Genomic DNA, 17,682 nt, shown 5'->3' on the forward strand with positions numbered 1-17,682 from the left:
CGGGCTTGAGTCCGGTTCATGGCGGATAGCCATGAACCGGACTCAAGCCGCTGGCGCTAGGAGAAGTCTTTCGGATTCCCTGCCGTCGTTAACCGATCGCGTTCCGCAACATCGACAGCAACCACCGGCGGAGGTTCGTTCATCCACGCTTCCAGGAGCGTCGACGCCACCGCCAGGATCACCGGGCCGACGAACAAACCGACTATCCCAAACGCGAACATGCCGCCCAGCACGCCGGCCAGGATCAACAGCATCGAGAGATTCACCCCTCGCCTGATCAGGACCGGCCGCAGCAAACTGTCGAGCATGGCGACTGCGACTGACCAGATCAGCAGCAGGATGGCGGCGACGGTTGCGTCATGCATGAAAAGCCATGCGACACCGCCGAGCAAGGGCAGCAATGGGCCGATCTGCGCCAGGCACAACATCAGCATCACCGCGGTCAGGATGCCGGCAGCAGGGACGCCGGCGATCCAGAGACCGATCCCGCCCAGCGCGGACTGCGCCACCGCTGTGACGACAATCCCGAGCGCGACTGCGCGAATCGCCAGCCCCGCCAGCTTGACCGCTGACGCGCCGCGCTGAGCGGCCAGACGGGTTGCGAAACGCGTCACGAAGCGGCCCGCTGCTTCGCCCTGGGTATAGAGAATGCCCGCGATGATGATCGTGACGAACATGTGGATCACGAACACGCCGACAGCCGCTGCATGCCCAAGCATCCAGCGCGCAACAATCGTCAGGTACGGTTCCACCTTCGCCAGGATGCCGCCCGGCCCGGCGTCCGACAGGGTTTGCCATTCATGCGCGACGCGTTGTCCGGCCAGCGGGATATCGCCGACCCAACCGGGCGGTGGCGGCAGTGCATAGCTGGGTAGAAGCTTGATGGTTCCCATTATCTCGGTCGCATGCAAGGCCAATGTCGAAACGGCCTCGTAGAGCGGTAGTGCAATGACGACCAGCAGGATGAACAGCATTATCACGGTTGCAATCCACCGGCGATTGCCGACGCGGCGCTGCACCGCCAGCATCACGGGCCAGGTAGCAACTACAATAGTAGTCGCCCAAATAAGCCCTGGAATAAAAGGCCGCAGAATATAAAGGCTGCCGATCGTCAACGCGGACAGGATGACAATAACGAACAGAATGCGGGCAATATCGACTGGATGACGCGGGGTCGTTTCATTCATTTCGTGCTCCTGACAAGAATATCCTGGCTGTGCGTGAACGCGCGCGCCGGACACCCTGCATTGGACCCGGCCGCACGAGCCGCACTGCGAGCCCGATGCATGATCTAGTTTACCGGCTATTGGTTTGCAACAGTGTGTCCGGCCTGGACACGCGCTGCCGACTGCTTGCGCGGGGAGCAAATCATCGCATGCGCGCGGCGAAGCGACTTTGACAGGCTTCGCCCCGGATGTCGATATGTCTCAGGAGCTGAATGCGGACATGGTGTCAAACTTCATTGCATGGACTGCGACGGCCGGCGCGTTCGCATCACCCTATACAGGAAATGAGACCGCCATCCGGTGATGCCGCGAATCACGTGCTTGCCACGCGTCAGCGGCAGGTACAACAGGAAATGATCGTTGGACACACTGATGAGCTTATCTACGCTGTCGAACCTGGAGTCGAGCCGGTTTGCGCGATCGTCGCCGGCGCCATAGTCGATATTCACGACGATGGGCTGACGTTAACAGCTCACACGATGAGCGTTAGTGAGAGTGAAGATCGTCAACGCATACGATTGCGAATACCCTGGACCCGACGTGGCGCCCTTCATGTAAACGTCAGATGTTACAAAAACTTAAATAAAACATGACACACGATGTCGTGAACCGACGCCTCAGGCTTCAGCGGTCGACACCTTGTTGCGGCCCGTCGCCTTGGCGTAGTACAACGCTTCGTCGGCGGCCTTGATGACCGTCGTCAGTTCGTCGTCCATCTGCGGCTCACGGCTCACCGCGCCAATACTCGCGGTCACGCATCCATACTCGCTGCCCACGTGCTCTATATGACATGCGCAAATAGCGGAGCGGATCTTCTCCGCGATCAGCGAAGCGCCATGCGCCGAGGTATCGGGAAGCACGACGATGAACTCTTCTCCTCCATAGCGCGCGGCGCTGTCGGCCGGACGCCGGATGTTGTCGGCAATGCAGCGGGCGACGGCCGCCAGGGTATCGTCGCCGGCCTGATGACCGTAGGTGTCGTTGTAAGCCTTGAATCGATCGATATCGACGAACAGAAGCGACAGCACGCTCTGCGAGCGTTTTGCACGCCGCCACTCGAGCTCAAGTATCTCGCCAAGACTGCGGCGGTTGTTCAGTCCGGTCAGGCCGTCCGTTCTCGCCAGTAATTCCAGCTCCGACTCGGCCCGCACGCGCCGCCGCAACTGCGCGCCAAGCAAAATGGAGAGCCCGATGAACGCCGCGCCGAACACGGCCATCAGCGACCCGATCGTGAGAGCCCGGCGCCGCCAGGAAGCGTAGATATCCTCCTCGGACGACGCCGCCATGATGATGAGAGGCGCGCGCGGAAAGTTGGCAAACCAATAGAGCCGGCGACGCCCATCGATTGACGACTTTTCGCTGAAGCTCCCCTCCGGCGCCAATAAAAACTGCTTGAACGTGGCGGCGTCCTTGATGTTTCGCCCGATTACCTTGGGATCGTAAGGCTGCCGCATGAGCATTGAGCCGTCTCTTCCGATCAGCGAAAGCGATCCATGGGGCCCAAGCGTCAAACCGGCGAACAAGTCGTGGAAGTACGCAATATTCACCGCCAGCAGCACGATCCCCGCAAACGATCCGTCCGGGTTGGAAAGCCTTCTGCTCAGGCCGATGCTTGGCGTGCCGTTGCGCAAGCGAGACAGATACGGGTCACTTATATAGAGACCCGCGTGGGGGTTGTCGCGTTGAATCGTGAAATACGGCCTGTCGCTGAAATTACCGGATCTTGGCGTGTCGCTGCCGGAGTCGATGACAACGTTGCCTTGCGCATCCATCACCAGCATGGAGCCCAGATATTTCGCGCTGGCCGCGCGGTCGAAGAGTACCTCCCGGCGCATGTGCGGCGGCAAGGCCATTACGTCCGTTTGTTGAAGCCCGTCGACCACGGCTTGCAGCGACAGTTCGTAAAGTTCGAGATTGCGTTCGATATCGCGCTGTGCGATGACTGCGATATCGCGCAAAGTGTCGCGGGTATGCTCCAGCGCATCCTGGCGACTCTGATACAGGACCACACAACACAGGCCCACCATGACAACTGCCGTAAAAACGCCAAACGAAACGACGACAACCGACGTCGACAGCCCTCGTTTGATGCGGCTCACGATGCCGACGCAGCTGGATTGCTCTGCTTTTGTCATTGTGGTTGCGGTCTTTTGTACTTGATAGGAGACGGTTCTCGTCCCTGGTCCCGCCGGATCAGCCTCGACGCATCCGCGGATCTCTCGTTCAACTAATGTCTGACCGACATCCCGCCGCCGAACCTCCATTCGAAAGGCATCTTTACCCGGTTCACCCCTCGCGTCACTATCAGTATTACTACTAGCTATGGCCGGGCCGTTCATTTGCCATGCCGTTATGCACACGCCATTATTGGCGAGCGGATTTCCAACGGAGAATGTGCCACGCAATGTTTTACCGGATGTGTCACCCCCGCCGTTGTTTCCCGCGTTATGAATCATATTCCATCGACCCCGTATCCGGTGTGTTCGTGGAAAACCAGGCCCATAAGGAGGCGTCGATGTTCCAACGGCTATATCCAGTCCATGAAGTGATGCAAGAAACCCAGGTGCTGGCGACCGCCCGCAAGATTGCGGCGATCGTCGCAGCACTAACCATTCCCACCATTGCACGCTCAGAGCTTGCTTGCCGCACCCTGCCCGTCGACCTGGAAGCAAAGCTGGTTGGTTATCTCCAGGGATTCTGCGGGCCGATTTGCGCGGCGTGGCAAATTGACGATTCCGATGTTCCGCTTGCAGCCACCGGCCTCGTCATCAATTTGATTTTTCCCGATGGCCACGCATCGCTGACCCATACGATCGACAGCGCGATCGTGAGCTCGGAAGCTTTTGGCAAAGGCATGGAGGCAGGCTGCCGCGACGGCGAACTTTATCGCACCACCGGACGCAAAGGCACCGCGCTATTGCAAATCCTGGCGAACGATTTCCGGGAGTTTTGCGACTATTCAAAAGTTGCCGCCGGCGTACCCGCGTAAGACGGTGTAATCCTTCGCGGTTATCGGGAGTGGCGCTCGGGGAGATCGAAGCATGGACGATGCTTCGAGGGATGGGTGTCGCCCGCCGAAACAATGTTGATCGTTGATTGCCTGCCCATTTAGCAGGCGCGCTGCAGACATCACGCCGTCATGGTTTCGTCGCGGGGCATAGTGGCTCGCCTGTGCCGGCCGTCATCGTGATTCACGCAACGCTCACGCTCTTTTCATCCAGCAAGGCATCGATGAATGAACGAACTCTTGGCGGCATCATTCGCGCGCTGGACGTCAACACGCTGACCGGCAGCGGGGCCGGACGATATCCAGGCAACTCCTCGACCAGCGCTCCTTGCCTGATGTGGTCCGCCACCATGTGCTCGGGCACCTGCGCGATTCCGGCACCCTGCACGACCGCTTCGACCATGGCGTCTCCATGACTCAGCGTAAAACGTGATGGTGGCCGGAGTTGAATTTTCTCCCCGCCATGCAAGAACTCCAGCGGGCGTTCCCGGCCGGAGGTAGGCATCCGGAACGCAATGACCGATCGCGTCTCGACCTCCTCGACACTACGCAATGCGCCGTGGATTCTTATATAAGCGGGACTGGCGCAAAGCACGAGATGCTGACGGTCGAACTGGCGAGCAACCAGGCCGGAGTCGTCCAGCGAGCCTATGCGTATCACCGCATCCAGGCCTTCGGTCACGAGGTTCACACGCTCGTCTGTGAGGCGCATATCGACGTTGAGAGCGGGATAAGCTTGCAGCAAGCGGTTCAACACCGGGACAATCCTGCGTGTTCCGTAACCTATCGGCGCACCCACGCGTAACGTACCTGTCGGCGCTTCGGCCGAGCGTGCCGTCGATAGCTCCAGCGAGTCGATCTCTTCCAGGACCCGCGCGCACTTTGCAAACAGAGCGTCGCCTTCCGCCGTGAGCCGGACTGCGCGCGTCGTTCGATGAAACAGCCTGACGCCAAGATCGCTCTCCAGACGCGCCACGCTCTTCGCGACCGATGAGGGTGCAAGACCCAGTTCGCGGGCGGCCGCCGCGAAGCTGCTATTTCTCGCCACCGCGGCAAAACTCAGAAATTGTTTGAGATTTTTCATGGTCGACGGTCGATGATGGATTCACGGCATGTTGCCGTGAATGTTACGGCATCGACGCATCTTTTTCTCGAAAGATCATCGATTTATAGTGATCGCCCAAGCCCATGATCTGTCGAGGAATGCCATGTTTGTATTGAACACCAACCCGCCGGAATATAACTTTGCCGGTACGCGGATGCGTTTGCTGATGTCCGGGAAGGAGACCGGCGGCGCGTTCTGCATGATGGAATTTTTCGGGCCGCCGAACCGGGCTACGCCACTGCACATGCATGAGCGCGAGGAGGAAACGATCGTTGTGCTTGAGGGGGTGGTCGACGTTACGGTCGATGGAAAGCTTGTCAGCGTGCATCCGGGCGAAACAGCCTTGCTGCCGCGAAACGTTGCGCATCGGCTGGCCAACAATACCGACTTGCCGTCGCGGTATTTGCTCGTCTGCACTCCCGCCGGATTCGATGACTTCGTCGACGCTTGCGCCGACGCACAGGCAGGACCGGTCACGCCTGTTGCGCCGTTGCCCGAAGATATCGGGCGCATGCGTGAAGCTGCGCCGCGCTTTGGGATCAGGTTGTTGCCGGATGGGCAGGTTCTGCGTTAGCGGTTCTGCGTTAATGCCGGGTTACCTGCGCGGGCCGACGCCAACCCGGCATTGGTCACGGCGCGCTTATAATCGTGCCCGGCACCGGGCTGGGTGCAGCGCTCCGGCTAAGCCACGCGGTTTTGCTCCGAGGCGACCTGCGTCGCTTGATGCTTGCCGCATGGGTAAGCGCGTGGCTAGCCGGTTCGATCACCCATCCGGAACTGTCCCGAGACTAAACAAGACAAACAAACCGCCGCGGTCTTATTCGCGCCGGCAACCCCCATCGACTGAAAGAGTGATCATGACCATCTCCATGTACAGCACGTCCGTCCCGGTTTTCAAGCAGATGCTCACCGCCCTGTCCGACGTGCTCAGGAAAGCGGAAACGCACGCGACAGAGAAGAACATCGACCCGAACGCGCTGCTGCAAGCACGCCTGTTCCCGGACATGTTTCCGCTGGTGCGCCAGGTACAGATCGCCGCTGACTTCAGCAAAGGCGTGAGCTCGCGCCTGGCCGGCGTGGACGTGCCGTCGTGGGCCGATACCGAAGTCACGTTCGCCGATCTGCAAGCACTGGTGGCGAAGGCACTGGCTTACATCGGCACGCTCGATGCAGCGCAATTCGAAGGCAGCGAAAACAAGGAAATCGTGCTGCGCCCGGGTACGCCGAAAGAGAAGAAGCTGGCCGGCAGCGCCTATCTGCAACACTATGGCCTGCCCCAGTTCTTCTTTCACGTGACGACCGCGTATGCAATCCTGCGCCACAACGGCGTGGATATCGGCAAGCGCGACTACATGGGCGCTTATTGATCGATCCAGATGCATCGAGCCAGATGCATCGAGCCAGATGCATCGAGCGCAAATGCATCAAGCCGGCTGCTAAGGACGCGACACAGTCCGTTGCAGCCGGCTTGATTTCAACCTTCAAACTTCCCGCTTCAAGCTTCCCGCTTCAAACGCTCAGAAGGTCTGCCATTCCGGATCCTTGCCGACGACCGGCGCAACCCGGGGCGCAGCAGCCGGCCGTTTCGCAGGCTTGGTCTTGCTCGCCGGACGCGTAACTGCCGAGGTCGCTTTCACCGGCGTGAAGGTCTGTGCAACCGGATCGGAAGCACTGATCCGGAACACCGAGACAAGCTCGCGCAAGGTGCCTGACTGAGCCGCCATCGACTGCGCGGCGGCGGACGCTTCTTCAACCAGCGCCGCGTTCTGCTGCGTCACCTCATCCATCTGCCCGACCGCCTGATTGACCTGTTCGATGCCGGTGTGCTGTTCACCCGACGCCGCGCTGATCTCACCCATCAGGTCCGTCACGCGTTTGACCGACTGAACCACTTCGCCCATCGTGCGTCCGGCTTCGTCAACCAGCTGCGAGCCCACATTCACCCGCTGCACCGACGCGCTGATCAGGTCCTTGATCTCCTTGGCCGCCGACGCGCTGCGCTGAGCCAGCGTCCGCACTTCGCCTGCCACCACCGCAAACCCGCGGCCCTGCTCACCCGCACGCGCCGCTTCAACTGCCGCGTTCAGCGCAAGGATGTTCGTCTGGAATGCAATGCCTTCGATCACCGTGATGATCTGGGCCACCTGTTCCGAGCTGCTGGAAATTTCGCTCATCGTCTGGACCACGCGATTGACCACCTCGCCTCCGCGCACAGCCGTCTCCGACGCGTTGGCAGCCAGCGAATTACCTTGCAGCGCATTCTCCGCATTCTGCTTGACCGTCGCGGTCAGCTGCTCCATGCTCGCCGCGGTTTCTTCCAGCGAAGCCGCCTGTTCTTCCGTGCGCTGGCTGAGATCCGTGTTGCCTGCCGCAATCTGCGCGGAACCGGTGGCAATGCTGTCGCTGCTACTGCGCACCCGGCCCACTACATCGACCAGCCGCTCGTTCATGTGACGCATCGCGGCCAGCAACTGACTGGTTTCGTCCTTGCCCGATACCTCGATGTTCGCCGTCAGGTCGCCCAATGCGACGGTCTCGGCAATCACGACAGCGCGCCTGATTGGAGCGGTAATGGAGCGCGTGATCAGCCAGCCGATCGCAATGCCCGCAAACACCGCGACAGCGATCAAGAAGCCCGTGCTTATCATGGCATTGTCATATGTCGATGCCGCGCGTGCGACTTCCTGTTCCGCACCGGTGCGGTTGAGCTCGATATCCGCTTCGATCAGCTTGAGCATGTCGTTGAACGCGGTGCCGGCGTCGCCGCTCGAGAGCGCACGGGCGTCGTTGAATCCGGCGTCGCCCTTGTCGGCCAGGTCGAGCACTTTAGCGTCGATAGCCGCGTAACGCGCCCACCCGCTTTTGATGTTGTCGAAGATTTGTTGCTCTTCAGGCGATGACACGAGCTTCTCGTATTTCGTGAAAACTTCCTGAAGCTTCACCACGGCAGCGTCGTGCGCTGCGCGCTGTTCCTGCTTTTCCTTCGGGTCGACCGCCAGGATCGAGCGCAACGACGTGCGACGCGCATCGTTCGCATACGCTTGCATTCTGCCTGCAGCCTGCACGCTGGGAAGCCAGTCGTTGCCCAGTTCCAACGTGCCGGCATAGATGTGCGACGCCTGCCAAAGCGTCAACCCGCCAACCGTGCATAACAACAGCAGAATTGCCGCGAAACCCGCGCCAAGCCGGGTGCCTATCTTGAAGTTACTCAAATTCATCTCATGCTCCAGTGTGATCAACAATGAACACAATTACGGAGCAATCACGATTTCCTGAAACAACCTTTCAGTTTCCCACATTGGGCCGAAAACATATGAAGAATAAGGTGAATTTTTTAAGTAGTTGATTTTGTTAAGTAATTTTTTGACGTAGTGGAGAGAGAAGCCACCTGGATACTTGAGGTTTTTGTAAAAATAACACCTTCAGTTCGAAAAATAAGCTGACTTTGGTCATTTCTACCCTGAGTTTTCTGTTTCCAAGTAAATTTCACTTAATCACCCTACGCGCAAAATAATTCGAAAATCCTTACAATGACTTGTCATTTACACTATTGGAACCGCAAAAACTTACGTAATATTTCGATTGATTTCCAATTGCCAGCCAATAGCGCTCGTGCGGGCGCACGATCGTTCAGAATCTATCGATCTCCGGGGGCGCCTGGGCGAATAATTGCGCGCATAGCTCGCGGCCCGCTTCGCTCAACGCAGCCGTGGGCGTATTCGGCGTGTTTTCACCATCGGAGTCCGGGTTATCCGGATTGGCGCGATCCAGCAAAGCCGCGTCCGACAGCGCGGTCAGATGACGAATCAGGCTGCTCATCGGCACACCCGATTGCTTCGATAACTTCGCGAGCGACCACGCCCGCCCGGGTGTCTCCTGCGCCGCCCGCCATAACTGCGCGAGGATCGCGATCATTGCCGGATCGATTTCATCGTCCATGTTTTGGGTCCCTGTCTTTAGTCTCTAATTGGTCGCTGATTAGTCTCTGATTCCGTCGCGCGCCATGCCGGCCACCAGTTCACCCAGCGTCTTCACCGCGGCTTCCGTCTGCGTGCTCCAGGGATAACTGTAGTTGAGCCGGATGAAATGACGGAAAGCATCGCGCGATGAAAACATGGTGCCCGGCCCGATCGTGATCCCGAGCGCGAGCGCTGTTTCATAGAGATCCATGGAGTCGACATTGCCGGGTAACTGGACCCACAGCACATAGCCTCCCACGGGCGTCGACATGTGCGTGCCGGCGGGGAAGAAGCGCGTGACCATTGCAATCATGAGCCGCGCCTGCTGCCGGTACACCTTGCGCACATGCCGCAAATGACGGTCGTAACCGCCCTGGCGAAGGTAGTCGGCCACCGCGACCTGCGGCACAGAGGGCGTGGTCAGCGTGTTCAGGAACTTGAGTTTTTCCACCTCGCGGCGATAGCGCCCGGGCATCGCCCAGCCGATCCGGTAAGACGCCGTCAAGCTCTTCGAAAACGACGCGCAATGCAGCACGAGGCCCTTTTTATCGAAGTTCTTGAGCGCCGACGGACGGGCTTCGCCGTAGTACAACTCCTGGTACACATCGTTTTCAATCACCGGGATTTCATGCGCGGCGAGCAGGCCGACAAGCCGCTCCTTGTTGGCGTCCGACATCACGAAACCGAGGGGATTCTGGAAGTTCGGCATGACCATGCAGGCGGCGATCCGGTGCTCGCGAATGATGACCGCGAGTGCGTCGATGTCGATGCCTTCAGCCGGATGCGTCGGCACTTCAATCGCCCGCATGCCGAGGCGCTCGATGGCGTGGAGCATCGCGTAATAGGTTGGCGACTCGACCGCGACGGTGTCTCCCGGTTTCGCCACGGCCTGCAGGCTCAGGTTGATCGCCTCGGTAGCGCCAACGGTGATGACGATCTCGCCGGGATCGACGGGCACACCGTTCTCCGCGTAACGCCGCGCGATCTGACGGATCAGTTCAGGATTGCCGGGCGGCAGGTCGTCCATCAGGTTCCAGCTTGAATGCCGCCGCGCGATGGCGTTGGCCAACTGGTTGATGCGACGCCACGGGAACAGCGACGGATCCGGATAGGGCGACCCCAGCGGCATGGCGTCGTGTGAGCGGATGGAGCGAAGCGTGGACAGGACGAGGCGGCTGACATCGACTTTCGATGCCACCGGCGGTGGCTGCGAGGCAACCGGACTGACCGCCTGTGGCGCCGGCAGTTCGCGCACGAAGTAGCCCGACTGCGGGCGGGTTTCCAGCACGCCGCGGCTTTCCAGCAGCGCGTAGGCATGCAGGACCGTCTTGATGCTGACGCCCTGCTGGGCGCTCGCCTGACGCACCGACGGCACACGCTCGCCCACGGCGAACACCCCGCGCCGCACGGCTTCCTCGATCTCGGCCGCCAGTTTTTCGTAAAGCGTCACGGTGGGTGGATAGGCAAAAGAGGAGGAGGAACAGGCATGAGGCCCGGGGAGGCGTCAACTGTACTCCTCGTTTATCTATTTTTCTGTATACCGCGTCATATTTGGAACACAGTAGTCTTGGATCATTGGTGAAACCCTCATGAATCCGCGGCAGGCACTGTGAAAAAACCCGAACCTCGCATTGAACCGTACACGCACCCTGCAGCCGGCTGGGGCGCGCTCAAGTATGTCGCCCTCAATCTCCTCAAGGAGAAGGTCTCGGGCGGAAATTACCGCACGCTGTTCGGCCAGAACCAGCCTGACGGTTTCGATTGCCCCGGCTGCGCGTGGCCGGATCGCGAGCACGCGTCTACGTTCGAATTCTGCGAGAACGGCGTAAAAGCCGTGGCCGCCGAGTCCACCAGCAAGCGCGTCACACCGGCGTTCTTCGAAGAACATACCGTCGAACAGTTGATGGCGCAGTCGGATTACGAGCTTGAACAGCATGGCCGCCTGACCGATCCGCTGGTCTACGATGCCGCGCGTGACCGCTACGTGCCGATTGCGTGGGACGACGCGTTCGCGCTGATCGCGGAGCACCTGAACCGCCTCGATGACCCCGACCGCGCCGCCTTCTATACGTCGGGCCGCGCGAGCAACGAAGCCGCCTTCCTGTATCAGTTGTTCGTGCGCATGTACGGCACCAACAACTTCCCCGACTGTTCGAACATGTGCCACGAAGCCACGAGCCGGGGTTTGCCGGGAACCGTGGGCGTCGGCAAGGGAACCGTCACGCTGGAGGATTTCGAGCACGCGGATACCCTGCTGCTCTTCGGCCAGAATCCGGCGACGAACCATCCGCGCATGCTGGGAGAACTGCGCGAATGCGCGAAGCGCGGTGCGACGATCGTCTCGATCAACCCGCTGCGTGAACGCGGTCTTGAGCGCTTCGCGAGTCCGCAGCATCCGGTCGAGATGCTCACGGGCGGCAGCACGAAGATCAGTTCGGTGTTCATCCGCCCGAAGATTGGCGGGGATTTCGCGTTGATCAAGGGCGTGGCGAAACGCGTGATCGAACTGGACGATGCAGCGCTGGCGGAAGGCTTGCCGCGGGTACTCGATATCGCGTTTATTGCTGAGCATACGGTCGGTTTCGATGCCTTCGCCGAGGACCTGCGCGCGGAAAGCTGGGATGCGATCGTCGCGGAATCGGGCGTGCCGAAAGATGAAGTCCTGCAACTCGCCGATATCTACGCACGCGGCCGTGCCGTGATTTCGACGTGGGGCATGGGCCTGACGCAGCACAAGAATTCCGTGCCGACCGTGCAACTCCTGTCGAACCTGATGATGATGCGCGGGAACATCGGCCGGCTCGGTGCGGGACTGTGCCCCGTGCGCGGGCATTCGAACGTGCAGGGCGACCGCACGGTCGGTATTGAAGAGCAGCCTACGCAAGCGTTCCTCGAACGCCTCGGTGCTGCGTACGACTTCGAGCCGCCGCTTGAACATGGCTACGACGTCGTGCAATCGATTGAAGCGATGCTCGCCGGCAAGTTGAAAGTGTTTATCGGGCTGGGGGGCAATTTTTCGATTGCGACGCCGGATACGCCTCGCGTGTGGGAAGCGATGCGCTCATGCGAGCTGACCGTGCATATCACGACGAAGCTGAACCGCAGCCACCTGATTCACGGCCGCGATGCGCTGATCCTGCCGACGCTTGGCCGCACTGAAATCGACATGCAGAATGGCGTGGCGCAAGGCGTGAGCGTGGAAGACTCCATGAGCATGGTGCACATTTCGTACGGCATGAACCGCCCTGCTTCGGCGAATTTGTTGTCGGAGATTGCGATCGTCGCGCGCATGGCGCTGGCTACGCTCGGCAGCGCGAAGGTGGACTGGCTCGCGCACGCGAACGACTATGCGCTGATTCGCGACGGCATTGAGAAAGTGATCCCCGGGTTCGAGAACTATAACGAGCGGCTCAAGCATCCGGGCGGGTTTCATCTGGGTGTGGCGTCGCGTGATCGGGTGTGGATTACGCCTAGCGGCAAGGCGCAGTTTTTGGTGCACGGCATTCAATTCGATACCCCGATTCATCGTGCCCGGACGATCCATGGCGAGCGGTTGATGACGCTCATGACCACCCGCTCACACGATCAGTACAACACGACGATCTATGGTCTCGATGACCGGTATCGCGGTGTGTATGGTCAGCGGAGGGTGTTGTTTGCGAATCAGCTCGACATCGAGATGCTGGGGTTTGAAGCAGGTCAACGGGTGGATATCACTAGCGTTTGGGATGACGGCATCACCCGGCGGGCTGACAGTTTCCTGCTTGTGGCGTATGACATTCCGCGTGGTTGTCTGGGTGCGTATTATCCGGAGACGAATCCGCTTGTGCCGTTGTCGAGTGTTGCCGATGGCGCGGGGACGCCTACGTCGAAGTCTATTCCGGTGTTGTTGTGTGCGTCGGCTGTGCAGCAGCTGGAAGCTGCTTGAATCGAGGGTGTTTTTTTCGCTCGCGCCGGTGGACGGGTTTTGGTTGGATGGGGGGGTGGGGTCGGGGTCAGTGCTGGGGTGCCAGGTTCTAGCGTTAGCGGTCGGAGTCGTTGCCGGGTTGCTGCTTTCGGGGTTAGGGGTCTGCGTGAGTGAGCTATTTTCTTTATCACTATTAGCCACTGCGCGTGGCGGCGCGTCATTTCTTTGTCCAAAGCGACAAAGAAACGAAGCAAAGAAAGCGCTTTCAAAACGCGGGCTCGTAAGTTGACCTAGCGTGCACTTTTGTGCGTTTTTGGCACCCCAAAAGCACGGTGCTCGCAAGAGCAACCGATGTTTGAACCCCTCCTTCTCGCGAATTCTTACACGCACACGCTTCGCCCCGTACGCTCTCGGGCAAGCACACTTGCCAAGGAAACCCGCACGGCCTCACGCGCATTTTTTGCCTCATTTCCGAATGTGTCGGTTACGCGGTCCGGATGATTATTTGCGTTGGTCACGCTCACGGCATCAAGTGTATAGCTGCTTCATTTTTGTGGGTTGATTACCTGGGCTAGACCGCGGTTGCGTTGGTTTGGGCCTCGCATATTTTTAAGGCTTTGTTTGTTGGCGGGTTGGCTATGTGGTTCGTAATCCGTACAAATTCGGTGGTCGGTTTTTCGCGGATAGCGCGGGGTGCCCCTTGGGCAGGTTCAGTCACTGGTGGCGAAGCGTGTGGGTATCGGTGTTCGGAGAAGGAGGGTTTCACACATCCGTCGCTCTTGCGAGCACCGTGCTTTTGGGGTGCCAAAAACGCGCAAACTGCACGCTAGGTCAACTTACGAGCCCTCGTTTTGAAAGCGCTTTCTTTGCTTCGTTTCTTTGTCGCTTTGGACAAAGAAACGACGCGCCGCCACGCGCAGTGGCTAATAGTGATAAAGAAATGAGCCAACGCACGCAGACCACTAACCGTGAAAGCAGCAACCCGGCATTGACTCAAACCGCTAACGCTAGAATCTGGCACCCCAGCATCACCCCCGCCCCCTACCCCCACAACCTTCCCCCCACCACCATCAACCCCGTCCACCGGCGCGAGCACCCCTCCCCTTGATCATGTCGTAAAGCGCTTGCGCGGCCGGCGACAGTCGCGCGGTCTTTCGAACCACCAGCACCAGCGCACGCGACACCACCGGATCCACAAGTTCAATCGTGCGGATATTTGGATACGCCCCCTTTTGCACAGCAAGCCTCGGCACCACTGCCGCAGCAATACGCTCGGCCACCAGCCCGACCGCGGTCGAACTCCGCTGCACTTCGTAGAACGACTGCAACCCCAACCCATTGGCGCCCAGCGCCGTATCCAGCAAAGCACGATTGCCGCTGACCTGTCCCGCGAATATCAGCGGGTACGGCAGCAATTGCTTCCACGCCACCCGGCGGCGCTTGGCCAACGGATGATCCTCGTGACAGATCAAAACATACTGGTCTTCAAGCAACGGCATCGTCACAAGTTCGGGATGATGCGCGCCCGCAATATTGATACCAAACTCCGCTTCGCGGCGCAGCACCGCATCAGCCACCGCCGACGACGCATGATCCAGGATCTTGATCCGGTTATTCGGATACCGCGCCGAATACTCCTGCATGATGCGCGGCAAATACTGAACCCCGACCGTAGGCACGCATGCAATCGATACATCTCCACGCTCGGCCTTACCCGTCTCGCGTATCTCCAGCAACGCGTCCCCCAACTCCTCCAGCAGACGCCGCGCTTGCGGCAGGAAATCCCGGCCGATCAGGCTGAGCGCAATCGAACGCGTCGTGCGCTCAACCAGCGTCACACCCAGAAAGTCCTCGAGCTTGCGCAAGCGCTGCGTAATCGCCGTCTGCGTGACATGCAACGAGTCGGCAGCGTTCTGAAAGCTGCCTTTATCGGCGATGGCAACAAACGCCTGAACACCAAGGATGTCGATTTTCATAAGAAAAATGAACCAATCGGAATAATAAATTCATTTTACGCAGACATCGCCGATGCGCAAACTGGCGGCACCCCACACCCCTTCCCGCAGAGGAAACCACCATGTCCGCTCTTGACGACTCCCCCGTTGCAATGGCCGCGCGCCTCTATCCCGAGATGGCGCGCAAACTCGAAATCGTGCGTCGCCGTCTCGACAAGCCGCTCACACTCGCCGATAAAGTGCTGCTCGGTCATCTCGACAACCCCGGCGATCAGGAACTCATCCCCGGCCGCAGCTACCTCAAACTACGCCCCGACCGTGTCGTGTTCCAGGACGTGCTCGGGCAAACCGGCATGCTGCAGTTCATGCAAACGCTGCGCGAACGCGTGGCCGTCCCGACCAGCATCCACTGCGACCACCTGATCCAGGCCCGGGTTGACGGCGCTTCGGACCTGCGGGTATCGGTGCTGGAAAACAGCGAGGTCTACGATTTCCTGCGCAGCGCCGCAGCCAAATACGGTGCGGGCTTCTGGGAACCGGGCGCCGGTATCATCCACCAGGTCGTTCTGGAAAACTACGCATTCCCGGGCGCGTTGATCATCGGCACCGATTCGCACACGCCGAACGCCGGTGGACTGGGCGCCTGCGCGGTGGGTGTCGGCGGTGCGGATGCCGTAGAGACCATCGCCGGCCTGCCGTGGGAAGTGCTTTATCCAAAGCATATTGCCGTGTACCTGACCGGCTCCTTGAACGGCTGGACCGCGCCCAAGGACGTCATCCTCAACGTGGCAGGCCAGCTCACGGTGTCCGGCGCGACTAACGCTATCGTCGAATACATCGGCCCCGGTGCACGCACCATCAGCGCAACCGGCAAGGCGACCATCACCAACATGGGCGCGGAACTCGGTGCAACAACGTCCATGTTCCCCGCCGATGAACACATGCTTACCTACCTCAACGCAACGGGCCGTGGCGACCTCGCGCCGTTGATCAGGCAATACACGTCCGCTTTGTTCGAACCGGATGCAGCAGTCGAAGCCGACCCGGAGCGCTACTACGATTGCGTGATCCGCATCGACCTGTCCGCGCTGGAACCGTACATTGTGGGACCACATTCGCCCGATCGTGCACGACCGCTTTCGCAACTCGCGGCCGAACTTAAAAGCGCCGGCAACACGATTCCCGAAGCCATTTCCGCCGCGCTCATCGGCAGTTGCACGAACTCGTCTTACGAGGACATGAGCCGCGCCGCCGATGTCGCCGCGCAAGCTCGCGCCCATGGGTTGAAGGCAGTCGTCCCGTTCCTCGTGACACCGGGTTCGGAACAGGTCCGCGCGACGATTGCTCGCGATGGCCAGCTCGATGAACTCGAAGCGCTCGGCGGCACCGTGCTCGCAAACGCGTGCGGTCCTTGCATCGGCCAATGGCATCGCGACCCGCGCGCGACGGCTGCGCCGAACGCCATCGTCACGTCATATAACCGCAACTTTCCGCGTCGCAACGACGGCTCGCCGGCGACCATGAACCTGATCGCCAGTCCGGAAATAGTGACAGCGCTCGCGCTGGCAGGCCGGCTGTCGTTCAATCCGGCCACGGACTCGCTCACCGGCGCGGACGGCAAGCCGTTCATGCTCACAGCGCCGAAGCCCGCACCCGAAGTGCCGCCGACCCGCTTCGCGCCCGGTCGCACGACCTACGTCGCGCCGCCCGCGGATGGCCGCGATATCACGCTGAGCGTCGACCCAGTCAGCGAGCGCATCCAGTTGATGAAGCCGTGGGCAGCATGGGATGGGCACGACTACACCGGGATGCCGGTCGTGCTGAAAACTCGCGGCAAGACGACGACCGATCACATCTCGCCCGCCGGTCCATGGCTGCGTTTTCGTGGACATCTGGATAAATTCAGCGACAACCTGCTCAACGGCGCGACCAACACTTATACGGGCGAAATCGGCAAGACGACGAATAGTTTCACGGGTGAAGGTGGTCTCACGCCTGCGCAAGCGGCCCGTCAGTATCGGGCGGCGGCGCAACCGTGGGTGGTGATCGGTGATGCGAATTACGGCGAAGGCAGCAGCCGCGAGCATGCGGCGTTGTCACCACGGCTTCTGGGTGGCGCGGCGGTCATTGCCCGCAGCTTCGCTCGCATTCATGAGTCGAACCTGAAGAAGCAAGGCCTGCTTGCACTGACATTCGTCGATTCGGACGACTACGACCGGATCCTGGCCGATGACCGGATCGACTTGCTCGCGCTTGACCGTCTGGCGCCGGGAGAACCGGTCGAGTGCCGTATCAACCACGCGGATGGACGCAGTGAAACCGTGTGGCTCAAGCACTCGTATAGCGACCCTCAGTTGCAGTGGTTCCGCGCAGGGTCCGCACTGAACGTTCTGCACGAGTCGGCAGCATAGTACGGAGTGCTGGCTTTCCGAATGCAAGTCGCCGCGACTGGAGCATCCCCCCGACAGCGCGCGGCGGCTCGCAATCCTCATGACGGGCAACCCATGCTCACCAGAAAAGAAC

General features: G+C 60.1%; 13 protein-coding genes. 5 read left to right on the forward strand and 8 right to left on the reverse strand.

Features of this window, described 5'->3' with window-relative positions:
• Window positions 1–56: 56 nt before the first annotated feature.
• The 3 genes from ydiK to ACSOSP_RS21090 form a co-directional block, all read right to left on the reverse strand.
• Entirely contained in the window at window positions 57–1,187 is a 1,131-nt protein-coding gene (gene ydiK / locus ACSOSP_RS21080) for an AI-2E family transporter YdiK (RefSeq protein WP_455312864.1), read from the reverse strand.
• 272 nt (window positions 1,188–1,459) lie between these two features.
• Entirely contained in the window at window positions 1,460–1,675 is a 216-nt protein-coding gene (locus tag ACSOSP_RS21085) for a hypothetical protein (protein WP_455312865.1), read from the reverse strand.
• A 168-nt stretch (window positions 1,676–1,843) separates the two neighbouring features.
• Window positions 1,844–3,361 carry a sensor domain-containing diguanylate cyclase gene (locus tag ACSOSP_RS21090; protein WP_455312866.1) on the reverse strand — a complete coding sequence of 506 codons (1,518 nt, stop codon included), beginning with the start codon at window positions 3,359–3,361 and terminating at the stop codon, window positions 1,844–1,846.
• A 350-nt stretch (window positions 3,362–3,711) separates the two neighbouring features.
• Here ACSOSP_RS21090 and ACSOSP_RS21095 point away from each other — a divergent pair, with 350 nt between their 5' ends.
• Window positions 3,712–4,215: a hypothetical protein gene (locus tag ACSOSP_RS21095; protein WP_455312868.1), complete on the forward strand. Its 504-nt coding sequence runs from the start codon at window positions 3,712–3,714 to the stop codon at window positions 4,213–4,215.
• Between the two features lie 202 nt (window positions 4,216–4,417).
• Here ACSOSP_RS21095 and ACSOSP_RS21100 read toward each other — a convergent pair whose 3' ends face one another.
• On the reverse strand, window positions 4,418–5,317 hold the full coding sequence (locus tag ACSOSP_RS21100) for a LysR family transcriptional regulator (protein ID WP_455312870.1): 900 nt from the start codon (window positions 5,315–5,317) through the stop codon (window positions 4,418–4,420).
• A 124-nt stretch (window positions 5,318–5,441) separates the two neighbouring features.
• Between ACSOSP_RS21100 and ACSOSP_RS21105 the strand changes: the two genes are divergently transcribed.
• Together ACSOSP_RS21105 and ACSOSP_RS21110 are read left to right on the forward strand one after the other, a co-directional pair.
• On the forward strand, window positions 5,442–5,912 hold the full coding sequence (locus tag ACSOSP_RS21105; RefSeq protein ID WP_455312872.1) for a cupin domain-containing protein: 471 nt from the start codon (window positions 5,442–5,444) through the stop codon (window positions 5,910–5,912).
• 283 nt (window positions 5,913–6,195) lie between these two features.
• Window positions 6,196–6,705 carry a DUF1993 domain-containing protein gene (locus ACSOSP_RS21110; RefSeq protein WP_455312873.1) on the forward strand — a complete coding sequence of 170 codons (510 nt, stop codon included), beginning with the start codon at window positions 6,196–6,198 and terminating at the stop codon, window positions 6,703–6,705.
• A 150-nt stretch (window positions 6,706–6,855) separates the two neighbouring features.
• Here ACSOSP_RS21110 and ACSOSP_RS21115 read toward each other — a convergent pair whose 3' ends face one another.
• The 3 genes from ACSOSP_RS21115 to ACSOSP_RS21125 form a co-directional block, all read right to left on the reverse strand.
• Window positions 6,856–8,556 (reverse strand): methyl-accepting chemotaxis protein, encoded by a 1,701-nt coding sequence (locus tag ACSOSP_RS21115; RefSeq protein ID WP_455312874.1) that lies wholly within the window; start codon window positions 8,554–8,556, stop codon window positions 6,856–6,858.
• A gap of 412 nt (window positions 8,557–8,968) precedes the next feature.
• Complete coding sequence (locus ACSOSP_RS21120) at window positions 8,969–9,277, reverse strand: ArsR family transcriptional regulator (RefSeq protein ID WP_455312875.1); 309 nt, start codon at window positions 9,275–9,277, stop codon at window positions 8,969–8,971.
• 39 nt (window positions 9,278–9,316) lie between these two features.
• A complete protein-coding gene (locus ACSOSP_RS21125) occupies window positions 9,317–10,747 on the reverse strand; it encodes an aminotransferase-like domain-containing protein (protein WP_455312876.1) in 1,431 nt (476 codons plus the stop codon).
• 159 nt (window positions 10,748–10,906) lie between these two features.
• On the opposite strand from ACSOSP_RS21125, the gene ACSOSP_RS21130 reads away from it, so the two are divergent.
• Window positions 10,907–13,225 (forward strand): FdhF/YdeP family oxidoreductase, encoded by a 2,319-nt coding sequence (locus ACSOSP_RS21130; RefSeq protein WP_455312877.1) that lies wholly within the window; start codon window positions 10,907–10,909, stop codon window positions 13,223–13,225.
• A 1,049-nt stretch (window positions 13,226–14,274) separates the two neighbouring features.
• Here ACSOSP_RS21130 and ACSOSP_RS21135 read toward each other — a convergent pair.
• On the reverse strand, window positions 14,275–15,180 hold the full coding sequence (locus ACSOSP_RS21135) for a LysR substrate-binding domain-containing protein (protein ID WP_455312878.1): 906 nt from the start codon (window positions 15,178–15,180) through the stop codon (window positions 14,275–14,277).
• 101 nt (window positions 15,181–15,281) lie between these two features.
• On the opposite strand from ACSOSP_RS21135, the gene ACSOSP_RS21140 reads away from it, so the two are divergent.
• On the forward strand, window positions 15,282–17,570 hold the full coding sequence (locus ACSOSP_RS21140; RefSeq protein ID WP_455312879.1) for an aconitate hydratase: 2,289 nt from the start codon (window positions 15,282–15,284) through the stop codon (window positions 17,568–17,570).
• Window positions 17,571–17,682: the final 112 nt, after the last annotated feature.

It is taken from the genome of Caballeronia sp. KNU42 (assembly GCF_053760385.1).

Excerpts from the sequence above, each read along its gene's own strand:
- ydiK (WP_455312864.1), bottom strand. The coding sequence starts at position 1,187 with ATGAATGAAACGACCCCGCGTCATCCAGTCGATATTGCCCGCATTCTG.
- ACSOSP_RS21090 (WP_455312866.1), bottom strand. The coding sequence starts at position 3,361 with ATGACAAAAGCAGAGCAATCCAGCTGCGTCGGCATCGTGAGCCGCATC.
- ACSOSP_RS21100 (WP_455312870.1), bottom strand. The coding sequence starts at position 5,317 with ATGAAAAATCTCAAACAATTTCTGAGTTTTGCCGCGGTGGCGAGAAAT.
- ACSOSP_RS21105 (WP_455312872.1), top strand. The coding sequence starts at position 5,442 with ATGTTTGTATTGAACACCAACCCGCCGGAATATAACTTTGCCGGTACG.
- ACSOSP_RS21110 (WP_455312873.1), top strand. The coding sequence starts at position 6,196 with ATGACCATCTCCATGTACAGCACGTCCGTCCCGGTTTTCAAGCAGATG.
- ACSOSP_RS21115 (WP_455312874.1), bottom strand. The coding sequence starts at position 8,556 with ATGAATTTGAGTAACTTCAAGATAGGCACCCGGCTTGGCGCGGGTTTC.
- ACSOSP_RS21120 (WP_455312875.1), bottom strand. The coding sequence starts at position 9,277 with ATGGACGATGAAATCGATCCGGCAATGATCGCGATCCTCGCGCAGTTA.
- ACSOSP_RS21135 (WP_455312878.1), bottom strand. The coding sequence starts at position 15,180 with ATGAAAATCGACATCCTTGGTGTTCAGGCGTTTGTTGCCATCGCCGAT.
- ACSOSP_RS21140 (WP_455312879.1), top strand. The coding sequence starts at position 15,282 with ATGTCCGCTCTTGACGACTCCCCCGTTGCAATGGCCGCGCGCCTCTAT.